This is a genomic window from Actinomadura xylanilytica, assembly GCF_030283145.1.
Classification (GTDB): Bacteria; Actinomycetota; Actinomycetes; order Streptosporangiales; family Streptosporangiaceae; genus Spirillospora; species Spirillospora xylanilytica.
Genome location: NZ_JASNWE010000001.1, coordinates 742,690 through 761,394, shown reverse-complemented (window position 1 = coordinate 761,394; position 18,705 = coordinate 742,690). Strand labels below are relative to the sequence as shown.

Below are 18,705 nucleotides of genomic sequence, written 5' to 3'. Positions count from 1 at the left end.
TACCTATCTTTGCTCCGGGGCCCTTCGTTGAGATCACCGCGGCGAATGGTCTTCATCTCAGACCTGAGTAGTACGACCCTGACCCGACATCCGGTCTTCCGGGGGAGGGCGCCCGGGGTTCGGCGGGGGAACCGCCGGTCGGGAGGCTGCCGGACGCGATCAGGAATCAGCGCGGGAGACCGTGGGTAGGTCCTGACCGCCCCCTCATGATCGGAACGGAGGGGACAAATGGCGCACAAGGCGTCGAAGTCGGTCATTGTGGCGGCGGGTGCCGTGGCCGCAATCGGCCTCACCGGGCTCGCCGCGTGCGGTGGCGGTGCCGAGACCGCCGACGGTGCGGCCGCCACCGGCGGCCTGGCCGCGCTCCCGTCCGCGCTCACCGGCCAGAGACCCGAGTGGAAGAAGTGCGAGGGACTGCCGCCCGAGGCGACGCAGAGCCGGTCCGAGGCGCCGTCCGGCGGCCCGTCCGAGGCCGGGCCGACCTCGCCGGTGTTCCGATGCGCCAAGGTCAGGGTGCCCCTCGACTACGCCAAGCCCACGGGGGAGACGATCGAGCTCGCCGTCATCCGGACCCGGGCGACCCAGCCGCAGCGTCGGATCGGGTCGCTGCTGTTCAACTTCGGCGGGCCGGGCGGGGACGGGGTCCGCACCCTCGCGCAGGCGGCCGGCGACTACGCCTCGCTCGGTACCCGGTACGACCTGGTCGGCTTCGACCCCCGCGGGGTGGGCGAGAGCGACCCGGTCTCCTGCGTCGACGACAAGCGGATGGACCAGATCACCGCCGAGGACGACTCGCCCGACGACCCGGCGGAGGAGCGCGCCTACGCCGCGTCCGAGCTGTCCTACAACCAGGGGTGCAGGGCGCGCTCCGGAAAGCTCCTCCCGTTCGTCGGGACGATCAGCGCGGCCCGCGACATGGACGTGATCCGCACCGCGCTCGGCGACGCCCGGCTGCACTACTTCGGCATCTCCTACGGCACCTGGCTCGGCGGCAGCTACGCCCACCAGCTCCCGAAGAACGTGGACCGGGCGGTGTTCGACGGCGCCGTCGACACCAAGATCAGCACCGCCGACCTCGGCCTCCAGCAGGCGGCGGCGTTCCAGCGGGCGCTCGGCAGCTTCGGCACGGCCTGCGCCCGCCTCGGCCCGGCCGCCTGCCCCCTCGGCCGCGACTCCACCCAGGTCGTCGCGTCGATCGGCCGGCTGCTGAACGGCCTGGACGCCGCGCCGCTGAAGACCGCGAGCGGCCGGACGCTGACCCAGAGCCTCGGCGTCACCGGCGTCACCGCCGCGCTCTACTCCGAGCAGGCGTGGCCGATGCTCGCGCAGGGCGTCACCGAGGCCGTCGAGCGCCAGGACGGCACCACTCTGCTCTCGCTCGCCGACCTCCAGCTCGGCCGGCAGGAGGACGGGCACTACAGCAACCTCATCGCCGCCAACACCGCGATCACCTGCGCCGACACCACCGACCGGTACACCGTCCAGGACGTCCGGCGGCTGCTGCCGCGGTTCAGCAACGCCTCGCCGGTGTTCGGGCCGTCGATGGCATGGGGACTGCTCCAGTGCACGGGCTGGCCGGTCAAGGGCGACGACGCGGCCCAGAACGTCTCCGCGCCGCACGCCGCACCCGTCGTCGTGGTCGGCAATACCGGCGACCCGGCCACCCCGTACGCCTGGGCGCCCGCGCTGACCAAGGAGCTCGGCGGCGCCGCCACGCTGGTCACCCTCCGGGGCCAGGGGCACGGCGCCTACGACACCGGCAACGCGTGCGTGCGCGCCGCCGTCGACGGCTACCTGCTGGACGGGAAGGTCCCCGCCAACGGCACCACCTGCACCTGACGGTCAGGCCGTGGTCTCGGGGACGACCTGGTCGACCTGCATGGGGTCCCGGAGCGCGTTGCCGACGGTGCAGTACTTGTCGTGCACCCGTCCGGCGACCGCGGCCAGCACGCCGGCGGCCTCGTCGTCCCCCTCCGGGAGCTCCACGTCGTAGGTGAGCGTGATGGTGCCCAGCCTGCTGGTGGCGATCTTGTCGGCCGCCACCGTCGCGGCGAGCCGGACCATCCGGTGCCCGCGCTGCGCGGTCAGCGGCTCGACGGTCACCAGCTCGCAGCCGCCGAGCGCGGCCAGGAGCAGCTCGACCGGCGTGAACACGCCGTCGGTGGCGGAATCGCCGATCGCCACGCGCGCGCCGCGGTCGTTGGTGGCCTCGAAGCCGTCGCCGGTGCGCTCCACCCTCACCTCTGGCATGACATCCCCTTGATCGTCGTGGAACTTGCACCATCGAAACACGGGGACCCCGCGCGTACTTCCTCAGGGTCCGCCGTCCGCTTCCTCAGGGTCCGCCACCGGTGTCCTCAGGGTCCGCCACCGCGCCGGGGCCGGTCTCCAGGCGCACCCGCTCCTCCTCGACGATCCGGCGAGCCAGCGACTGCTCGGCGACGTCCACCGCCTCCGGCGCCGCCTCGGCCAGGTCGCTGCGCCGCGCGTAGTCGTCGAACAGCCGCGCCTTGACGCCGAGGATCTCCAGCATCCGCCGGTCGACGCCCGCCGGGGTGAGGAGCCGGTGCACCTGGACGCGGCGGACCTGGCCCATCCGGTGCGTCCGGCCCACCGCCTGCGCCTCCAGGGCCGGCTTGACCTGCGGCTCGCAGAGGATCACCACGGACGCGGCCTGGAGGTTGAGGCCGCTGGCGCCCGCCTGGATCTGCGCGAGCAGCACCGCGTGCCCCGGCGCGGCGGTGAACGCGTCGACCAGCGCCTGCCGCCGGGCGGCCGGCACCGCGCCGGTGACCGGCCCGTGCGCGTCCGGGCCGAGGACGCCGTGCACGGCGGCGAGCACGTCGCGGAAGTAGGAGAACACCACCACCTTCAGCCCGTTCTCGGCGGCCTCGCCGGCCAGCTCCGCCACCCGCCGCAGCTTGGCCGACCCGGCCGGTACGGCGTAGGCGGCACGGCGCATGGCCATGAAGTTCCCCTCGGCCACCGCCCGCCGGTAGGCCGCCTCGTCGGACGGGCTGAACTCCTCCCACTCGTCCACGTGCACGACCTCGGGCAGCTCAGCGAGCACGTCCCGCTGGTTGCGGCGCAGGTAGACGCGGGCGATGGCGGACCGGAACGCCCGGGGCCCCACGGCCGCCTCGTCCGGCCCGATCTCGGTCAGCAGCTCCGGCCGCAGGTACCCGACGAGGACGCGGAACTCGGCCACCCGGTTCTCCATCGGGGTACCGGTGAGGAGCAGCACCCGCGCGGTCCGCCCGCACCAGGCCGCGACGGTTCTGGACCTGCGCGCCTCGGGGTTCTTGGCGTAGTGCGCCTCGTCCACGACGAACATCGCGACCGGCACGCCGGACGGGACGTCCAGCGCGTACAGGCTGTCCAGGGTCGTGACCGCGATGCCCCCCGAGCCGATCCACGCGGCGAGCGCCGCCGCCCGCCCGGGGCCGTGCACCGGGTGCGCGGCGAGCGTGCAGCGCGCCTCGATCTCGCGCAGCCAGTTGACCAGGACGCTGGCCGGGCAGGCCACCAGGAAGTGCGTCCCGCCCCCGGCCCGCAGGTGCGCGATCGCCGCGATGGCCTGCACGGTCTTGCCCAGGCCCATCTCGTCGCCGAGGATCACCCGTTCCTGGGCGAGCGCGAAGCGGGCGCCGAACGCCTGGTAGCCGCGCAGCGAGACGGTGCGGTGGGCGTCGTCGAGCGGCTGCGCCTTCACCCGCTCGGCGACGCCGGCGGGCAGGAACCCCTCGGCCGCCTCGCGCTCGGGTTCGAGCGCGGCCAGCTCGGCGAGCAGCGTGTGGTAGTCGGCGGCGCGGACCCCGAAGTCGAGCCACGCCTCGGCGCCGGACGCCGCCGGGCGCAGCAGGTCCACCGACGCCTGAGGGAGCAGCAGCGCGGTGCCGCGGGCGTCCTCCGCGGCGAGCAGCGCGGCGATCTCGCCGAGCGCCTCGCGGGCCCGGCCGCGCCGCCGCCGTCCCGCGAACGACCGCCGCCACCAGGACAGTGCCGGACGCGCGTCCGCGACCGGCGGGCCGAGCCGCCCGCCGAGCTCCCTCGCGGCGGCCTCCGCGCGGGACAGCTCGGGCCCGGCGTTCACCAGCCGGTGCAGCGCGACGACCAGCGCGGTGGTGGCGGGATCACGCGCGTCGACATCGAGCCGGATGCTCGCGGACCGTTCCGCCGCGTCGGCGATCCGCCGCGCGGCGGCGTGCAGCTGCGCGGCGGTCTGCGGACCCACGCCGGGCAGTAGCTGGAGTCTGTACGGGGTGGTGTCCAGGACGTGGAGCACCGTGCCGATCCCGGCGTCTTCGAGCGGGCCGAGCCGCAGCCGCCCGCCGCTGACGTCCCTGAGCCGCGCCACCGGCACCTCGACGAGCGCGTCCTTGACCGCCTGCGCGCGCAGCGGGGCGAGCGCGCCGAGCACCTCGTCCAGCGCGCGGCGGTGGTCGTCCAGCAAGGTGGCGGCGGAGTCCAGGAGGGCGCGCGCCTCCCGCACCAGGCCCTTGGGCCCGAGACCCGTGCGATCGCGCACGGATTCCCGCGTCGTCATGCCGCCTCCCCGTCCGCGCACATGATGCCATTGCGGTATCCGCCCGGATCACCGGGAATGGGGTAATCGAGCCAGAGCCATGACCAGCCAAGAGGTACAGGGCCAGTTCACGCGTGTGCGTGGCGTCGTATCGGCCTGGAACATCCACCGGCAGGGGAACCGCTCGCAGAGGCTGGCGCAGTACGGTGAGGCGCTCGCGGTGCGCGCCGCTCAGGTGCGCGCCGCTCAGGTGCGCGCCGCTCAGGTCCGCGCCGCTCAGGCCCGCGCTGGTCGGGCCCCGGCTCCTGAGTCGGCGCCGCCCGGCGCGGGGGCTTGCGGTGCGGCGGCCAGCAGGGCGGTGACCAGGGTGTGCAGGGAGCGGGCGACGCGCGCCTCGCCGCCCTGCTCCAACAGGCGCCGGACGGCGTTGCCCTGCACGCTGCCGATGAGGATGTGGGCCAGCAGGTCGGCGTCCAGGTCGGGGCGCGCTTCGGCGATCAGCGCGCGGATGTGGTCGTGCCAGCGCGCGTGGAGGGGGTGCGGTTTGTCGTCCTTGTGCGCGGTGGTGGCGGCGTGGCCGAGCGCGGCCAAGAGGCCCTTGTTGCGGGCGACCAGGTCGACGAGACCGTCGAGGAAGGCCAGGAGGCGTTCGCTCGGCGGGGCGCCGGGGCCCAGGGGCGGGGGTCCTGCCGCGACGGCCTCGCCAAGGGTGAGCGCCCGTTCCTCCATCAGCGCCCGCATGAGGCCCATGCGGCTGCCGAAGCGGTGGAACAGGGTGCCCTTGCCGACGCCGGCGGCGGCGGCGATCCGCTCCATAGAGATCTCCTCGGGGCCGTGCCGGGTCAGGAGCTCCTCGGTCGCCCGCAGGATCGCCTGGCGGTTGCGTACCGCGTCGGCGCGTTCGCGTCGGCCCTCGGCCATCGGGTGCCCTTCTCTCGTTCCGCGTCGACAACTTGACCGTCGGTCCAGTACAGTTCCGGCTAACTGGACTATCGGTCAAGTTTATCCATGTCGCCTTTGTGGAGGACATCATCATGCGACGGATCCGCTACCACGAATACGGGGACCCCGAGGTCCTGAAGATCGAAGAGGCGGACGTCCCCGAACCGGGCCCCGGCCAGGTGCTCGTCCGCGTCGAGGCGATCGGCGCGCACTTCGTCGACACCAAGTCGCGGCAGGGCCCGACCAGCGGCGCGCTCTTCCAGCGCCCGCTGCCCGGCAAGCCCGGCGGCGACGTCGTCGGCACCGTCGAGGCCGTCGGCGACGGCGCCGACCCCGCCCTGATCGGAGCACGCGTCGCAGCACTGGTGGGCGAAGACGCGTACGCCGACTACGTCACCGCCGACACCTCCTGGCTCGTCCTCGTCCCCGACGGCCTCGACACCGCCACCGCCACCGTGCTGCCCATGGCCGCCCCCGTCGCCCTGGGCGCGCTGCGCATCGCCCGGACCGCGCCCGGCGAGACCGTCCTCGTCCACTCCGCCGCCGGCGGCATCGGCCACCTGGCCGTACAGCTGGCCAAACTCCTCGGCGCCGGGACGGTCATCGCCACCGCCAGCGCACCGGACAAACTCGCCTTCACCCGCGAGCACGGCGCCGACGCCGCCGTCGACCACACCCGCGGCGACTGGCCCGACCGGGTCCGCGACGCCGCCCCGCACGGTGTGGACGTCGTCCTGGACGCCGTCGGCGGCGACGTCCTGCGCCACAGTGTCGACCTGCTGGCCCCCCTCGGCCGCGCCGTGACCTACGGCGCCGCGAGCGGCGACCTCACCGGCGTCCCCCTCACCAGCGTCTTCGGACTGCGGACGCTGACCGGGTTCACCATCATGGGCTGGCGGAAGTCCGCCCCAGAGCAGGCCCGCCGGGACGTCGCCGAGGCCACCGAGCACGCGGTGGCCGGACGGCTGTGCACCGCCGTCCACGCCCGCCTCCCCCTCACCGAGGCGGCCACGGCGCACCGTCTGCTGGAAGAGCGCACCAACCTCGGCCGCGTGCTCCTCCTGCCCTGACCCGAACCGCTATCAGGGGACCGTGCCGGTCTCGCAGAAGAACCCGCCGGTCGACCCTTCCGCGCCGAGCGTCGCCAGGCACACCACGACCGCGGCGCCGCACGCGGGGGTGAAGTGCCCACCGGAGCCGTAGATGTCGGTGTCGACGTAGCCAGGGTCGGCGGCGTTGACGAGGATCCCGTCCTTGCGCAGCTCGTTTGCAGGGTCACCGCGGCCTCGCCCTGCGGACCGCCGGACCTTGGGACTCGCCCCGCCATCCCGGCGAGTGCTGCTGTCGCTGGGATGGCGGGGCGCGTCGGGCGCCGGTCTGCGGTCAAGGCGTCGGAGCTGCCCCGGTAGCCTGATCGTCGTCGGCGGGTGGGGAAGCCCAGCCGGCACGGACGCCCCGTCCTCTCCGCTTCGGCGGGAGGGCGGGGCGTCTTCGTCATATCTGGAGGTGCTACCTCTCTGATGCCTGGAGGTCCTCCCGTCTCCGTCCCCGGGGTCAGACCGTCGCTTCCTCCTCGCGCCAGCCGTGCGTGATCAGCGGGGTGCCGGTGAGGTAGGCGCGGATGCCGGCGGCGGGGTAGGGGATCGTGGTGGAGGGCAGGATCCGCGGGTCGCACCATTGGAGCTTGCCGCATTTGTGGGGTTCGGCGTTGTGGGGTTCGCCGTCCCATCGGGTGGTGGTGAAGAACATGCCGATGCGGGCGAGGCCGGGTCGTTGGTGGTGATGGACGACTGTGGCGAGGGTCAGGTCGGCGGGGTCGATGTGGACGCCGACCTCCTCGCGGGCTTCGCGGGCTGCGCCGTGGGTGACCGGTTCGCCTTCGTCCAGGTGTCCGGAGGGGAGGTGGAGCATTCCGTCGCAGTACCCGGTGCCCTGCCGTTCCAGGAGCAGGATCTCCTCGTCGCGCTCCAGGATGACGTGGACGTCGATGATGGACCGGTAGCGCTCGACGGTCATGCTTCCCCTCGCGGGTGTGTGGTGGTCAGGTCGGGGCCGAGGGTAGCGCGCGGACTGCGGTGACGATGCGTGATGCGAGTGAGTCGATATCACTGGTGGTGGAGTCGAGTTCGAGGACGCTGATCCCCTGTGAGGCGAACGCCGCGGCCACGGCCCGGTAGCGGACGATCTCCTTGGCCGAGTTGCCGGGGTCATCTTCGAAGCGGCCGTGGGAGCCGCGGACGGACAGGCGGCGAAGGAGCTCGGCCTGCCCGCAGGTCAGGAACACGGCCAGGTCCGGGCTGTCGGCATGGCGGTTCAACTGCGTCACGAACTGCTGGTCCACGCCGTCGAGCGCCTGGAAGACCAGCGATGAGGCGATGTACCGGTCGCAGATCACCGTGGTGCCGGCGGCCAGGGCGGGGCGGATGTGGGTGTCGAGGTGGTGGTACCGGTCGGCGGCGACCAGGCACGCCAGTGCGTGGCCGTGGAACTGGTGGGTGCCGGCACGGGCCAGCGCGCCGATCGGGCCTGGTGAGGGTTGGGTGGTGAGGTCGGCCGGGACGCCCGCTCTGTCGAGCAGGGCGGCGGCTCGGCGGGCCAGGGTGGTCTTGCCCGCGCCGCCGGGTCCGTCCAGGGTGACCAGCAGTCCGCGGGTCACGCCGCCTCCTGGGAACGGGCGTGCTGCTGGTGGGTCAGCTCGACCAGCGCGGCTCGGATCTCGGCGACGGTGGGTTCTCCGAACTGGAGGCCCACGGAGAAGTTGAACTCGTCGCGTGCGCGCATGGCTTCGTCGACGCCGGCGGTGGTGAGGTCGACGGCCGTGTAGTCCATGAGCTGGGCGGGGGTGTATCGGCCGGTGGCGATGAGCCGGTCCCATTCGGGGGTGCCCGGGTAGGGGCGGAATTCGAACACGCTGGCGCGGAACCGGCCTGGCGCCGGTTCGGTGAGGTCCCAGAGTTCGCGCACCAGCGCGACGGTCTCGGCGAGCTCGGCGCGCGTCTCGGTGGGCAGCCCGAGAATGAAGTAGCCCTTCACCGCTATGCCGTGCGCGGTGAGGCGTCGCACCACGCTGCGGATCATGGCGGGCGTGATGCGCTTGTCGATGTGGGCCAGCATCCGCTCGGAGCCCGATTCGATCCCGAGCGCGACCTCGCGCAGCCCGTTGCCCGCTAGGACGTCCAGGGCCTGGTCGGTGAGGCGGTCCAGGACGTTGATACGGCCGGTGGCGTCCCAGTGCGCCCAGTCCCCGATGCCGGCTGCGGTGAACGCGCTCATCATCTGGAAGATGATGCGGCGGGCGCCCAGGAAGAGATCGTCGACGAACCGGAACGCGGTCACCCCTTGCTCGGCGCGGAGCTGGGACATGGTTGCAGTTGGATGAACTGTGAGGTGTTGGGTGATCGCTGATGTATCGGCGGTCGTGCCCGCCCTGGACGGCGTGAGGGGAGGGCGGTCGGCCGGATCCGGACGGTGACAAACGGGAGTTCTTGGCACAGAGTCGAGCGGGAGGCCGAGCACCGGATCGCGTTCCGGCGCCGACGGGGAGGGCATGCGCATGGACGTCAGCAGTGCGGATCAGTGGAGCTACAGCGGTGACCTGATTGGCAGCGGATACCGCCAGCACGAGTACCTGTGGGCGGTCACGCTGCGCGGTGAGGATCCCAGCGACAAGACCTGGCCCGGCGTGGTGCTGAAGTGGACCAAGGGCAAGACCATGCTGGGGGAGTGGCCCTACACCCGCCGCGCGGTCGTGGTGGGCACCTTCGTCATGACCGACCCCGAAGGCAGGGTGACCGAGGGCTCCTTCCCCGAGGCCTCGGGGAAAGGTGAGGGCGGGGCGCGTTCCTGGAGCACGACCTCGGGGCTGTGCCGCTATGGCGAATGGACCCTGTCGGTATCGCTGACGCTGAAGTCAGCGGCCTACGATACCTCCACTTCCGGGACCATCGACATCCAGGTCCAGCGCGAGTTCAAGGTCACCTACTGATCGCACACGCGTTCCTGTCCGACCCGCCCCGCCCGGCCTCTGGCCACCACGCCCAGGGCGACGTTCTGCCAGGTCACCGGAGGCGGCCAGCTGCTGCCCCATCCGCCACTGAGATCCAGGCCAGGGACCGCCGGGGCACCTGACGAGTCTCCGCGCCTACGTCCAACTCGGCCATCGGGTCTCCTCTATGGTCACCGCCCCGTCGCACGCTGACACCTCGGCCGGGGCCTCGGCCGAGCAGCTACTACTCCAGCAAGCAGGAGCCCCTCGCGGACTCCAAGACAATGACACAGAGTGATGAGCTACGGCCAGAATGCCTCCCCACCAACTGGCCGCCAGCGGGGAATCACAACTGGCAGCAAACACGCCTCCTCATTGCACGTGAAGGGTGGGGCGTCGGTGTCACCTACGGGGTCAGGCGGGGGCGTCTCCTGCCATGCGGCACCGGGCGAGCCGCTCCCGGGACCTGCGGCTCGGCGGTCACGCGGGTGGTCGGCCCCGCCGCAGTCACCTCCACCACGATCCGCAGGCCGCCGTCCGCAGGTTGGGCAACTCGGTCTCGTCGCCGACGCCGAACAGCCCCGACGCGCGCATCAGCGGCAGCAGCCGCTCGGCCACATCCCGAATTCGCTTGCCACCTTCACGCAGCATCACGCGGGGCACATCGAGGGCACATCGACCCGTGAACGTGCGTGATCCCGCGTGATGGTGCGTGAGGCATTTTTGCTGGTCAGAGCGCGGATCGTGATCTGCGCCCAGGCCGCGAAATCGCGGACATCAGATGTCGTAGTAGAGCTCGAACTCGTGGGGGTGCGGGCGGAGGCGGATCGGGTCGATCTCGAACTCGCGCTTCATCGCGATCCACGTCTCGATCAGGTCGGGCGTGAAGACGCCGCCCTCGAGGAGGTAGTCGTGGTCGGCCTCCAGGGCGGCCAGGACGTCCTCCAGGGAGCCGGGCACCTGCGGGATGGCGCGGGCCTCCTCGGGCGGCAGCTCGTAGAGGTCCTTGTCGACCGGCTCGGCGGGCTCGATCTTGTTCTTGATGCCGTCCAGGCCGGCCATCAGCATCGCGGAGAAGGCCAGGTAGGGGTTGCAGGACGGGTCCGGGACGCGGAACTCGACCCGCTTGGCCTTCGGATTGGAGCCGGTGATCGGGATGCGGATGCAGGCCGACCGGTTGCGCTGGGAGTAGACCAGGTTGACCGGCGCCTCGTATCCCGGGACCAGGCGGTGGTAGGAGTTCACCGTCGGGTTGGTGAAGGCCAGCAGGGACGGCGCGTGCCGGAGCAGGCCGCCGATGTAGTAGCGGGCGTCGTCGGACAGGCCGGCGTAGCCGACCTCGTCGTAGAACAGCGGCGAGCCGTCCTTCCACAGGGACTGGTGCACGTGCATGCCCGAGCCGTTGTCACCGAAGATCGGCTTGGGCATGAACGTCACGGTCTTGCCGTTGGCGCGCGCCACGTTCTTGACGATGTACTTGTAGAGCTGGAGCTGGTCGGCCGTCTTCAGCAGCGTGTCGAAGCGGAAGTCGATCTCGGCCTGGCCGGCGGTGCCGACCTCGTGGTGCTGCATCTCGACGTGGATGCCCGACTCCAGGAGCTGGGACACCATCTCCGAGCGCAGGTCGGTGTAGTGGTCCATCGGGGGGACGGGGAAGTAGCCGCCCTTGTAGGGGGGCTTGGCGCCGAGGTTGCCGCCCTCCTCCTCGCGCCCGGTGTTCCACGCGCCCTCGATCGAGTCGAGGTAGTAGTAGCCGGCGTTCTGCCTGGTCTCGAAGCGCACGTCGTCGAAGATGTAGAACTCGGCCTCGGGCCCCACGTAGACGGTGTCGGCGATGCCGGTGCCGCGCAGGTAGTCCTGGGCCTTCTTGGCCACGTTGCGGGGATCGCGGCTGTAGGGCTCGCCCGTCAGCGGGTCGTGCACGAAGAAGTTCATGTTGAGCGTCTTGTGCTGCCGGAACGGGTCGAGCACGGCCGTCGACGGGTCGGGCAGCAGGAGCATGTCCGATTCGTGGATCTCCTGGAACCCGCGGACCGACGAACCGTCGAACATCAGCCCCTCGGTGAAGACGCTCTCGCCGAAGCTCTCGACGGGGAACGTGAAGTGCTGCATCTTCCCGGGCAGGTCCACGAACCGGCAGTCGACGAATCGCACACCTTCGTTCCTGATGTAGCTCAGGACCTCTTCGGCGCTGCTGAACATCCAGCCTCCTTCGGGCGCATTTAGCAAAAAACGCTACGGGGCGGCCATTTCCCGGCCATGTCCCATGTGTTTCGCCTGTGTTACGCATCACTATCGGCGACGCACAGTGGACTGGGACCGGGGGTGAGGCGTGCTCCCGTGCCACCTCCCCTTCTGCCCCGGTATGCCGAGTCGGAACCCCTGAGGCGAGGAGATAGCGTAGAGGGCATGAGCGGTGGCGGAGAGCGGCAGGCCGGCGGTACGCGGTGGACTCAGACGTGGCTGAGCGGGGCCCGCTCCGCCTCGGGAGTCGATCTCGGCAAGCCGGGCGGCCGTCTCGGCCTTCCCGACGCGGGCAGCGGCGCGGTGGCCGGATACGGCCGCCGCCTGGTCGCGCTGTTCCTCGACTGGGGGCTGTCGATGCTGGTGGCCAGCCTGCTGGCGCGCTCCTTCGACTGGTCGGCACCGCAGCGCAGCATGTGGACGCTGATCATCTTCGGGATCCAGGCGTGGCTGCTGATCGGGCTTCTCGGCACCACCATCGGCAAACGGCTGAGCGGCATCCGGGTGGCCCGGCTGGACGGCCGCCCGGTCGGGCTCGGCTGGAGCCTGGCCCGGACGCTCCTGCTGCTCGTGATCGTCCCCGCGCTGATCTGGGACCGCGACTACCGGGGCATGCACGACCGGGCCGCCAACACGGTCGTGGTGAGCATCTAGCCGGACCGGCCGCGCCGGAAACGCGAGAGCGCCCCCGAGGGGGCGCTCTTCGTGCTTTCGTGCCGGGCCGTTCGTGTCGCTCGGCCGGACGGGGTCAGCGCGTCTTGGGCTTGGGGCCCTTGGGCATCCGGGCGCCCTTGGGCATCGGGCCCTTGGGCATCTGCATCGACCGGGGGAGCGCCTGGAGCCGGTCGTTCAGCTCGGAGACCTGCCCCTTGGAGAGGTTGCGCGGCAGCTTCATCAGGTGCCGCTGAAGCTTGCCGACCGGGACCTGGCCCTCGTCCTCGCCGACCTGCACGTCGTAGATCGGGACCTGCTGGGCGGCGCGGGAGATGCGCTTCTTCTCGGCGCCGAGCAGCGGGCCGACGCGGTTGCGCGGACCCTCCGAGACCAGCACCACCCCGGCGCGGCCCACGGCGCGGTGCACCATGTCGAGGTTGCGGTTGCCGCTCACGGCCTCGGTGACCGTCCAGCCGCCGCGCATGTTCTTCAGGATGGCCGCGGCGGCGCCGGGCTGGCCGGCGATCGCCTTGTACTGCGCGCGCTGCGCCAGCTGACCGAATATGATCATGCCTACCGCGGCGGCGGCCAGCACGCCCAGCGGGATGAAGAACCACGGCTGGCCGATGAGGAACCCGATGAGGACGACGACGACCAGGGTGCCGAGCGCCGAGGCGAAGACGATCGGTAGGGCCTTCGGGTCGGCCTGGCGGAGCACCTGGGCGACCATGCGGATCTGCTTGAGGCGGCCCGGACGCTCCTGGGCACCGTCCGTGGGCTTTTTCGACATGCCCTCAAGGATAGTCGTGCCGCACCCCTCGAACGGTCACCCCTGCCGGGCCTCGATCGCCTGCCGGTAGAGCCGGCCCGCGCGGTAGCTGGAACGCACCAGCGGACCGGACATGACGCCGGTGAACCCGATCTCCTCGGCCTCGGCCGACAGCTCGACGAACTCCTCGGGCTTGACCCACCGCTCCACCGGGTGGTGCCGCGGGCTCGGCCGCAGGTACTGGGTGATGGTGATCAGCTCGCAGCCGGCCCCGTGCAGGTCGCGCAGCGCCTGGGAGACCTCCTCGCGGGTCTCGCCCATGCCGAGGATCAGGTTGGACTTGGTCACCAGGCCGTCCTCGCGGGCCCGGGTGATGACCTCCAGCGACCGCTCGTACCGGAACCCGGGGCGGATCCGCTTGAAGATCCGCGGCACCGTCTCCACGTTGTGCGCCAGCACCTCGGGACGCGACCCGAACACCTCGGCGAGCTGCGCGGGCACCGCGTTGAAGTCGGGGATCAGCAGCTCGACGCCGCAGCCGGGCACCGCCGCGTGGATCTGCCGGACGGTCTCGGCGTACAGCCACGCGCCGCCGTCCTCGAGGTCGTCGCGCGCGACGCCGGTGATCGTGGCGTACTTCAGCCCCATCGTGGTGACCGACTCGGCCACCCGGCGCGGCTCGTCGCGGTCGAGCGCCGCGGGCTTGCCGGTGTCGATCTGGCAGAAGTCGCAGCGCCGGGTGCACTGGTCGCCGCCGATGAGGAAGGTCGCCTCGCGGTCCTCCCAACATTCGTAGATGTTGGGACAGCCGGCCTCCTGGCACACCGTGTGCAGGCCCTCGGTCTTGACCAGCTGGACGAGCTCGCGGTACTGCGGGCCCATCTTCAGCCGGGTCTTGATCCATTCGGGCTTGCGCTCGATCGGGGTCTGGCTGTTGCGGGCCTCAACGCGCAGGAGCTTGCGCCCCTCAGGTGTCACCGTAGTCACGAGTCCAGGGTACGTCCCGATCATCGGTGTCGGAACCGCGCCCAGGACGGCCCGGGACGGCCGGGTACGGCCGGGCACGGCCGGGGACGGAACGGCGTCCGGCGTGCCGTTTCCCGCATTTCCACCTTCTGACGCAGGAGATCTCTTAAGGTGACTCCCTGTCGTCGCGCATCACCCGTTTTTTTGTGCAGGAGGACCACCGTGGGTCTGGCAATGTCGTACCTCAGGGTGCCGTCCGTGCTGGAGGGGGAGGCGGATCCGGGCCGGATCGCCCGCCGGGTCTTCGGCGACGGCGGCTGGCGGCGGCGGCCCGCCGGCGAGGTCCTGGACCTCGGCGGCGCGTGGCAGCCGCTGCACTTCCTGATCACCGGCGACCCGTGGGACGGGCGGCAGCCCGAGGCCGACGTGGTCTGCGGCGGGCGGCTGCTCACCGAGGACGGCGCCGACGAGCTCGGCATGGACGTGATCTACCTGGCGCCCGACCGGGTCAAGCCCGCGGCCGACCATCTGGCCGGCACCCCGTTCGGGGGGATCGCCGGGAGGTTCGACCCGGCGGCGATGGACGCCGCCGGAGTCGAGGGCGTCGGCGGCCTCGGCGGCGGGGCGCTCGACCGGGTCCTGGCGCCCGCCTACGCGGCCCTGACGAGGCTGTTCGCCGACGCCGCCACCGAGGGGCAGGCCATCTACAAGGTGATGGCCGAGGTGCGCTGAGCGTCCCCTGGCGCCCCGTACAGTCCCGTGCGGCCCCGACGTCCCGTGCAGCCCGTACGCCCCGAACAGTCCTGTACGGGGCGTACGCCCGGAATGTTCCGCGTCGCGGCCGTCCGGTCAGACGCCGAGCTGCGCGATGGTGCGGTGGAACATCTCGCGTCCGCCCAGCACCGTGGCCAGACCCTGCTCGACCAGGGGCGTGACCTCGGCGACGGTGACCGGACGGCCCAGCTCGGCGGACAGGCTGGTCGAGCCGACGTCCGGGATCCCGCAGGGCACGATCCGGTCGAACCATCCCAGGTCGCAGTCGCAGTTGAGCTGGAAGCCGTGCATCGTCACGCCGCGCGAGACCCGGATCCCGATCGAGCCGATCTTGCGGTCGGGGGACCCGGCCACCCAGAGGCCGCTGTGCCCCTCGACCAGGGTGGTCTCCAGCCCGAACCCGGCGCAGACCTCCATCATCATGCGCTCCAGCAGCCGGACGTAGGCGACCACGTCCACCGGGTCCGGCAGCCGCACGATGGGGTAGCCGGTCAGCTGCCCGGGACCGTGCCAGGTGATCTTCCCGCCGCGGTCCACGTCGATCACCGGCGCGCCCGGGTCGCCGAACGGCCGGTCCTGGGCCCCGGTGCGCTTGCCCGCGCTGTAGACCGCCTCGTGCTCCATCAGCAGCACGGTGTCGGGGATCTCGTCGTCCGCCCGGCGCGCGTGGGTGCGCCGCTGGAGCTCCCAGCCGGCCTCGTAGGGCACGGCCGCGGCGCCGAAGCCGGCGTGCACGACGACGAGTTGCTCGATGCTCTGGCCGGGGGGGCGCTCGGTGGTCGCGTCGGCTTCGCGTACGTCCAGTTCGCTCACGCCGCCAGCCTATGCCTCACAGCGCGGCGAGCAGCCTGGGGTCGATCCGGTTCTCCTTGGCGGTGCCGGGGCCGTCCGGCTCGACCCGGTAGGCGCCGGCCTCCCTGCGGTAGGCGACGGCCTGCACGAACTCGGTGCCCACGTAGTGCAGGGCGGCCGACTCGTCGGCGGCATACCCGCCGGGCAGCGCGCCCTCGCCGACCAGCCGCTGGAGCAGCGGGCGGCGCTGCGGGTCGCTGTCGTAGTGCACCCCGCACGAGTACGGCAGGAAGCCGAGGCCGTCGCCCAGCGGGCGCAGCTCCGGGCCGTAGGAGTCGGTGGTGCCGCCCACGTGCCAGCACAGCGCGCCGGCGCTCTGCCCCGACAGCACCACGCCCTCCTGCCACGCCTCGCGCAGGATCACGTCGAGGCCGTGCAGCCGCCACAGCGCGAGCAGGTTGGCGACGCTGCCGCCGGCCACATAGATCAGGTCCTGGGAGAGCAGGTGCGCCCGCATGTCGGCGTGGTTCGGCATCGGGAACAGCGCGAGGTGGCTGACCTCGGCGTCGAGCTGCGAGAACACCGAGTAGCCGCGGGCGATGTGCTCGGTGCCGTCGCCCACCGCCGTGGTCAGGAAGCAGATCCGGGGCCGGTCCTGGCCGGTCAGGTCGAGCGCGTACCGGACCAGGGGGCTCGGCGAGAAGCCATACCGGTCGTCCGGAAGGAAGGCCCCCCCGCCGATGGCGAGGATGTGCGGCTGTCCGTCGGTGCTCACTTCGTCCTCCTCCTGCGCGGTTCCCGGCTTTGGTCCGATGTCGCAACGTCACCGTACGGGCACCGTTCGCGGACGGGCGCCGTTTTGGTGATTCTTGGCTCAGCCCTGCCGCGGCGTGCCGAGCTCGGCCGCCAGCGCTGCGCCGAGCGTGGGGTGGGCGAAGGTGAATCCGGCCTCGACCAGCCGCCGCGGGACGATCCGCTGGCTGACCAGCGCGCCCTCATCGGCGAAGCCGCCCAGGGCGGCCCGGAGCGCGAAGCCCGGGACGGCGAGCGCGGCGGGACGGTGCACGGCCCGTCCGATCGCGCGGGTGAAGTCCCGGTTGGTCACCGGCTCGGGAGCGGTCAGGTTCACCGGGCCCGCGACATCGTGCGCGATGAGGTGGCGCAGCGCGGCGACATGGTCGGCGAGGGAGATCCAGCTCATCCACTGCCGCCCGTCGCCGAGCCTGCCGCCGAGGCCCAGCCGGAACAGCGGCAGTACCTTGCCGAGCATCCCGCCGCCCGCGGCGAGCACGATGCCCGTGCGCGGGTGGACGACCCGGACGCCCGCCTCGGCCGCGGGCGCGGCGGCGGCCTCCCAGTCGCGGGTCAGCCCGGCGAGGAAGCCGCCGCCCATCGGGGCGCCCTCGTCGGTCTCCCGGTCGCCGGTGTCGCCGTAGAACCCGACCGCCGACCCCGACACCAGCACGCCGGGCGGGCGGCCGGCCGCGGCGATCGCCGCGGCCAGGGTCCGGGTGCCCCGCACCCGGCTGTCGCGGATGCGCCGCTTGTACTCGGGCGTCCACCGCTTGTCGCCGATGCCCGCCCCGGCGAGGTGCACCACCGCGTCGGCGCCGTCGAGGGCGGCGGGGTCGACGTCGCCGGACGGGTCCCAGCGCGCCTCGTCCGGCCCGGCGGGGTCGCGCCGGACCAGCCGCACGACCTCGTGCCCGTCCGCGCGCAGGGCGCGGACCAGAGCCGTTCCGATGAGCCCGGACGAGCCGGTGAGCGTCACCTTCATGGGTTCACCTTACGGTTCGATAGCCTCACGATCATGGTAAAGATCCCGAGTGCGGCGGTCGCCGCCGCAGGGCTCGTCGGCGGCTACGCCACGGCCCGCTTCACCCGCCGCCGCGAGCTCGGCGGCGCGGTCCTGGCCGCGGCCGGGGCCTACTGCGCCCGGGAATGGGCGCGCACCTCCGGCCCCAAGGGCGCGGCGGGCCTGCTGGCCGTCTACGTCGGCGGTTTCGGCGGCTCGCATCCGCTGGCCAAGAAGATCGGCCCCTGGCCGGCGGTGCTCGGAGTGTCCGCGCTGTCGGCCGGCGCCGCCTACGCGGTGTCCGACCGGAAGGCCGCCTGACCGCGGAGAGAGCCTGATCCGGCGCTGCCGCCGTTGCGTCCCCGGGTGCGGCCGGGCCGGTGCCTGCGCCGGCCGGCGCCCGGGGCGCTCACATCGTGTTGACGATGAGCCCGATGTGGGTGAAGTAGTTGAGCGCGCCGAAGATCAGGAAGAGCAGCCCGGCCAGCGCCCAGCAGAACCCGACCACCCGCCCGAGCGGCCCGCGCGGGGCGCCGAGGGCGGCCGGGAACAGCACGGCGCCCACGCCGACCAGGGCGTAGAGCACCGAGATGAAGGTCGCCTCGATCATCGGATGGTCGGCCAGCAGGCCCGAGATGGGCTCCTGTTCGGGCGCGGCGAACAGCTCGTACCAGATGCCCGCGGCGGCGATGCCGAAGCAGGCCAGGCCCATCCCGACGATGAAGATCGACATCGGCCCGGCGATCCCGGCGACGTAGCCGGGACGGTCGGGGTGCTCCTCCAGGATCGTGCCGCGCCGCCACAGGAACAGCGCCGCGGCGAGCATCAGCACGCCGAACGCCAGCGAGGGCTCACCGAAGATGATGTTGTCGAACGGGAAGCCGCCCGCCGCCAGCGGCCAGGTCAGCGTCATGTGCAGGCCGGTCAGCGTGAGGATCAGGCCGAGCACGCCGAAGGCCAGCGCCCAGCCCTCCGGGTGCAGCACGGTGCCCCGTCCGGCCAGGCGGCGGCCGAGGCCGACCACCAGGAGCAGCCCGGCGCCCGCCGCGACCGCCATGATGGTGTTGTAGGTCGGCATCTCCGCCCAGTTGATCTTCAAAGGGCCGTCCGCCGCGGCCAGAAGGCGCGCCGTTTCCATGGGTCCTCCCCGAGCCGGTAGTGATCATGGCCTACCCGGCTGCGGGCGGCCGCGCGCCCGGAGCGGCCGATCATGGGGCCGGCGCGGCGGAGTCTTTGCCCGGCCGTGACGCGCGGAGGCC

21 protein-coding genes are annotated in these 18,705 nt (G+C 72.3%); 6 read left to right on the top strand and 15 right to left on the bottom strand.

Annotated features, from left to right (window positions below; translation table 11 throughout):
* Positions 1-228: 228 nt before the first annotated feature.
* The gene (locus QP090_RS03595) at positions 229-1,839 is read left to right on the top strand and encodes an alpha/beta hydrolase (protein ID WP_285936998.1); all 1,611 of its coding nucleotides are present in this window, start codon (positions 229-231) and stop codon (positions 1,837-1,839) included.
* A 3-nt stretch (positions 1,840-1,842) separates the two neighbouring features.
* On the opposite strand, the gene QP090_RS03590 is transcribed toward QP090_RS03595, so the two are convergent.
* The 3 genes from QP090_RS03590 to QP090_RS03580 all read right to left on the bottom strand — a co-directional run bounded on the left by QP090_RS03590 (position 1,843) and on the right by QP090_RS03580 (position 5,446).
* Positions 1,843-2,250, bottom strand: coding sequence for an OsmC family protein (locus tag QP090_RS03590; RefSeq protein ID WP_285936997.1), 408 nt, complete (start codon positions 2,248-2,250; stop codon positions 1,843-1,845).
* An 85-nt stretch (positions 2,251-2,335) separates the two neighbouring features.
* The gene (locus QP090_RS03585; RefSeq protein ID WP_285936996.1) at positions 2,336-4,546 is read right to left on the bottom strand and encodes a DEAD/DEAH box helicase; all 2,211 of its coding nucleotides are present in this window, start codon (positions 4,544-4,546) and stop codon (positions 2,336-2,338) included.
* 255 nt (positions 4,547-4,801) lie between these two features.
* Positions 4,802-5,446 carry a TetR/AcrR family transcriptional regulator gene (locus QP090_RS03580; RefSeq protein WP_285936995.1) on the bottom strand — a complete coding sequence of 215 codons (645 nt, stop codon included), beginning with the start codon at positions 5,444-5,446 and terminating at the stop codon, positions 4,802-4,804.
* A 113-nt stretch (positions 5,447-5,559) separates the two neighbouring features.
* Between QP090_RS03580 and QP090_RS03575 the strand changes: the two genes are divergently transcribed.
* Positions 5,560-6,537, top strand: coding sequence for a quinone oxidoreductase family protein (locus tag QP090_RS03575; RefSeq protein WP_285936994.1), 978 nt, complete (start codon positions 5,560-5,562; stop codon positions 6,535-6,537).
* A 12-nt stretch (positions 6,538-6,549) separates the two neighbouring features.
* On the opposite strand, the gene QP090_RS03570 is transcribed toward QP090_RS03575, so the two are convergent.
* The 4 genes from QP090_RS03570 to QP090_RS03555 all read right to left on the bottom strand — a co-directional run bounded on the left by QP090_RS03570 (position 6,550) and on the right by QP090_RS03555 (position 8,830).
* A complete protein-coding gene (locus QP090_RS03570) occupies positions 6,550-6,915 on the bottom strand; it encodes a Rossmann-fold NAD(P)-binding domain-containing protein (RefSeq protein WP_285936993.1) in 366 nt (121 codons plus the stop codon).
* Positions 6,916-7,021: 106 nt separating this feature from the next.
* Positions 7,022-7,483 (bottom strand): NUDIX hydrolase, encoded by a 462-nt coding sequence (locus QP090_RS03565; RefSeq protein WP_285936992.1) that lies wholly within the window; start codon positions 7,481-7,483, stop codon positions 7,022-7,024.
* A 25-nt stretch (positions 7,484-7,508) separates the two neighbouring features.
* Positions 7,509-8,123, bottom strand: a complete 615-nt coding sequence (gene tmk, locus QP090_RS03560) for a dTMP kinase (protein WP_285936991.1) — start codon at positions 8,121-8,123, stop codon at positions 7,509-7,511.
* Positions 8,120-8,830 carry a B12-binding domain-containing radical SAM protein gene (locus QP090_RS03555; protein WP_285936990.1) on the bottom strand — a complete coding sequence of 237 codons (711 nt, stop codon included), beginning with the start codon at positions 8,828-8,830 and terminating at the stop codon, positions 8,120-8,122. Before QP090_RS03555 ends, tmk begins: the two co-directional genes overlap by 4 nt.
* Before the next feature lie 190 nt (positions 8,831-9,020).
* Here QP090_RS03555 and QP090_RS03550 point away from each other — a divergent pair, with 190 nt between their 5' ends.
* Entirely contained in the window at positions 9,021-9,452 is a 432-nt protein-coding gene (locus QP090_RS03550; RefSeq protein WP_285936989.1) for a hypothetical protein, read from the top strand.
* Between the two features lie 507 nt (positions 9,453-9,959).
* Here QP090_RS03550 and QP090_RS03545 read toward each other — a convergent pair.
* The gene (locus QP090_RS03545; RefSeq protein ID WP_285936988.1) at positions 9,960-10,106 is read right to left on the bottom strand and encodes a hypothetical protein; all 147 of its coding nucleotides are present in this window, start codon (positions 10,104-10,106) and stop codon (positions 9,960-9,962) included.
* Between the two features lie 123 nt (positions 10,107-10,229).
* Positions 10,230-11,654, bottom strand: coding sequence for a type I glutamate--ammonia ligase (glnA, locus tag QP090_RS03540; RefSeq protein ID WP_285936987.1), 1,425 nt, complete (start codon positions 11,652-11,654; stop codon positions 10,230-10,232).
* A gap of 207 nt (positions 11,655-11,861) precedes the next feature.
* On the opposite strand from glnA, the gene QP090_RS03535 reads away from it, so the two are divergent.
* Positions 11,862-12,350 (top strand): RDD family protein, encoded by a 489-nt coding sequence (locus QP090_RS03535; RefSeq protein WP_285936986.1) that lies wholly within the window; start codon positions 11,862-11,864, stop codon positions 12,348-12,350.
* A 94-nt stretch (positions 12,351-12,444) separates the two neighbouring features.
* On the opposite strand, the gene QP090_RS03530 is transcribed toward QP090_RS03535, so the two are convergent.
* Together QP090_RS03530 and lipA are read right to left on the bottom strand one after the other, a co-directional pair.
* Entirely contained in the window at positions 12,445-13,140 is a 696-nt protein-coding gene (locus QP090_RS03530; RefSeq protein ID WP_285936985.1) for a DUF4191 domain-containing protein, read from the bottom strand.
* A gap of 36 nt (positions 13,141-13,176) precedes the next feature.
* On the bottom strand, positions 13,177-14,106 hold the full coding sequence (gene lipA / locus QP090_RS03525) for a lipoyl synthase (RefSeq protein ID WP_285936984.1): 930 nt from the start codon (positions 14,104-14,106) through the stop codon (positions 13,177-13,179).
* A 201-nt stretch (positions 14,107-14,307) separates the two neighbouring features.
* On the opposite strand from lipA, the gene QP090_RS03520 reads away from it, so the two are divergent.
* The gene (locus QP090_RS03520) at positions 14,308-14,817 is read left to right on the top strand and encodes a DUF1877 family protein (RefSeq protein WP_285936983.1); all 510 of its coding nucleotides are present in this window, start codon (positions 14,308-14,310) and stop codon (positions 14,815-14,817) included.
* A 117-nt stretch (positions 14,818-14,934) separates the two neighbouring features.
* Here the strand turns inward: QP090_RS03520 and lipB are convergent, their stop codons facing one another.
* From lipB to QP090_RS03505, 3 genes are all read right to left on the bottom strand, one after another.
* Positions 14,935-15,612, bottom strand: a complete 678-nt coding sequence (gene lipB / locus QP090_RS03515) for a lipoyl(octanoyl) transferase LipB (RefSeq protein ID WP_285938558.1) — start codon at positions 15,610-15,612, stop codon at positions 14,935-14,937.
* A gap of 76 nt (positions 15,613-15,688) precedes the next feature.
* Complete coding sequence (locus QP090_RS03510) at positions 15,689-16,426, bottom strand: Type 1 glutamine amidotransferase-like domain-containing protein (RefSeq protein ID WP_285936982.1); 738 nt, start codon at positions 16,424-16,426, stop codon at positions 15,689-15,691.
* A 99-nt stretch (positions 16,427-16,525) separates the two neighbouring features.
* On the bottom strand, positions 16,526-17,428 hold the full coding sequence (locus QP090_RS03505; protein ID WP_285936981.1) for a TIGR01777 family oxidoreductase: 903 nt from the start codon (positions 17,426-17,428) through the stop codon (positions 16,526-16,528).
* Between the two features lie 33 nt (positions 17,429-17,461).
* On the opposite strand from QP090_RS03505, the gene QP090_RS03500 reads away from it, so the two are divergent.
* Positions 17,462-17,767, top strand: a complete 306-nt coding sequence (locus QP090_RS03500; protein ID WP_285936980.1) for a hypothetical protein — start codon at positions 17,462-17,464, stop codon at positions 17,765-17,767.
* Between the two features lie 88 nt (positions 17,768-17,855).
* Here QP090_RS03500 and QP090_RS03495 read toward each other — a convergent pair whose 3' ends face one another.
* Complete coding sequence (locus QP090_RS03495; protein WP_285936979.1) at positions 17,856-18,584, bottom strand: DUF981 family protein; 729 nt, start codon at positions 18,582-18,584, stop codon at positions 17,856-17,858.
* Positions 18,585-18,705 lie beyond the last annotated feature (121 nt).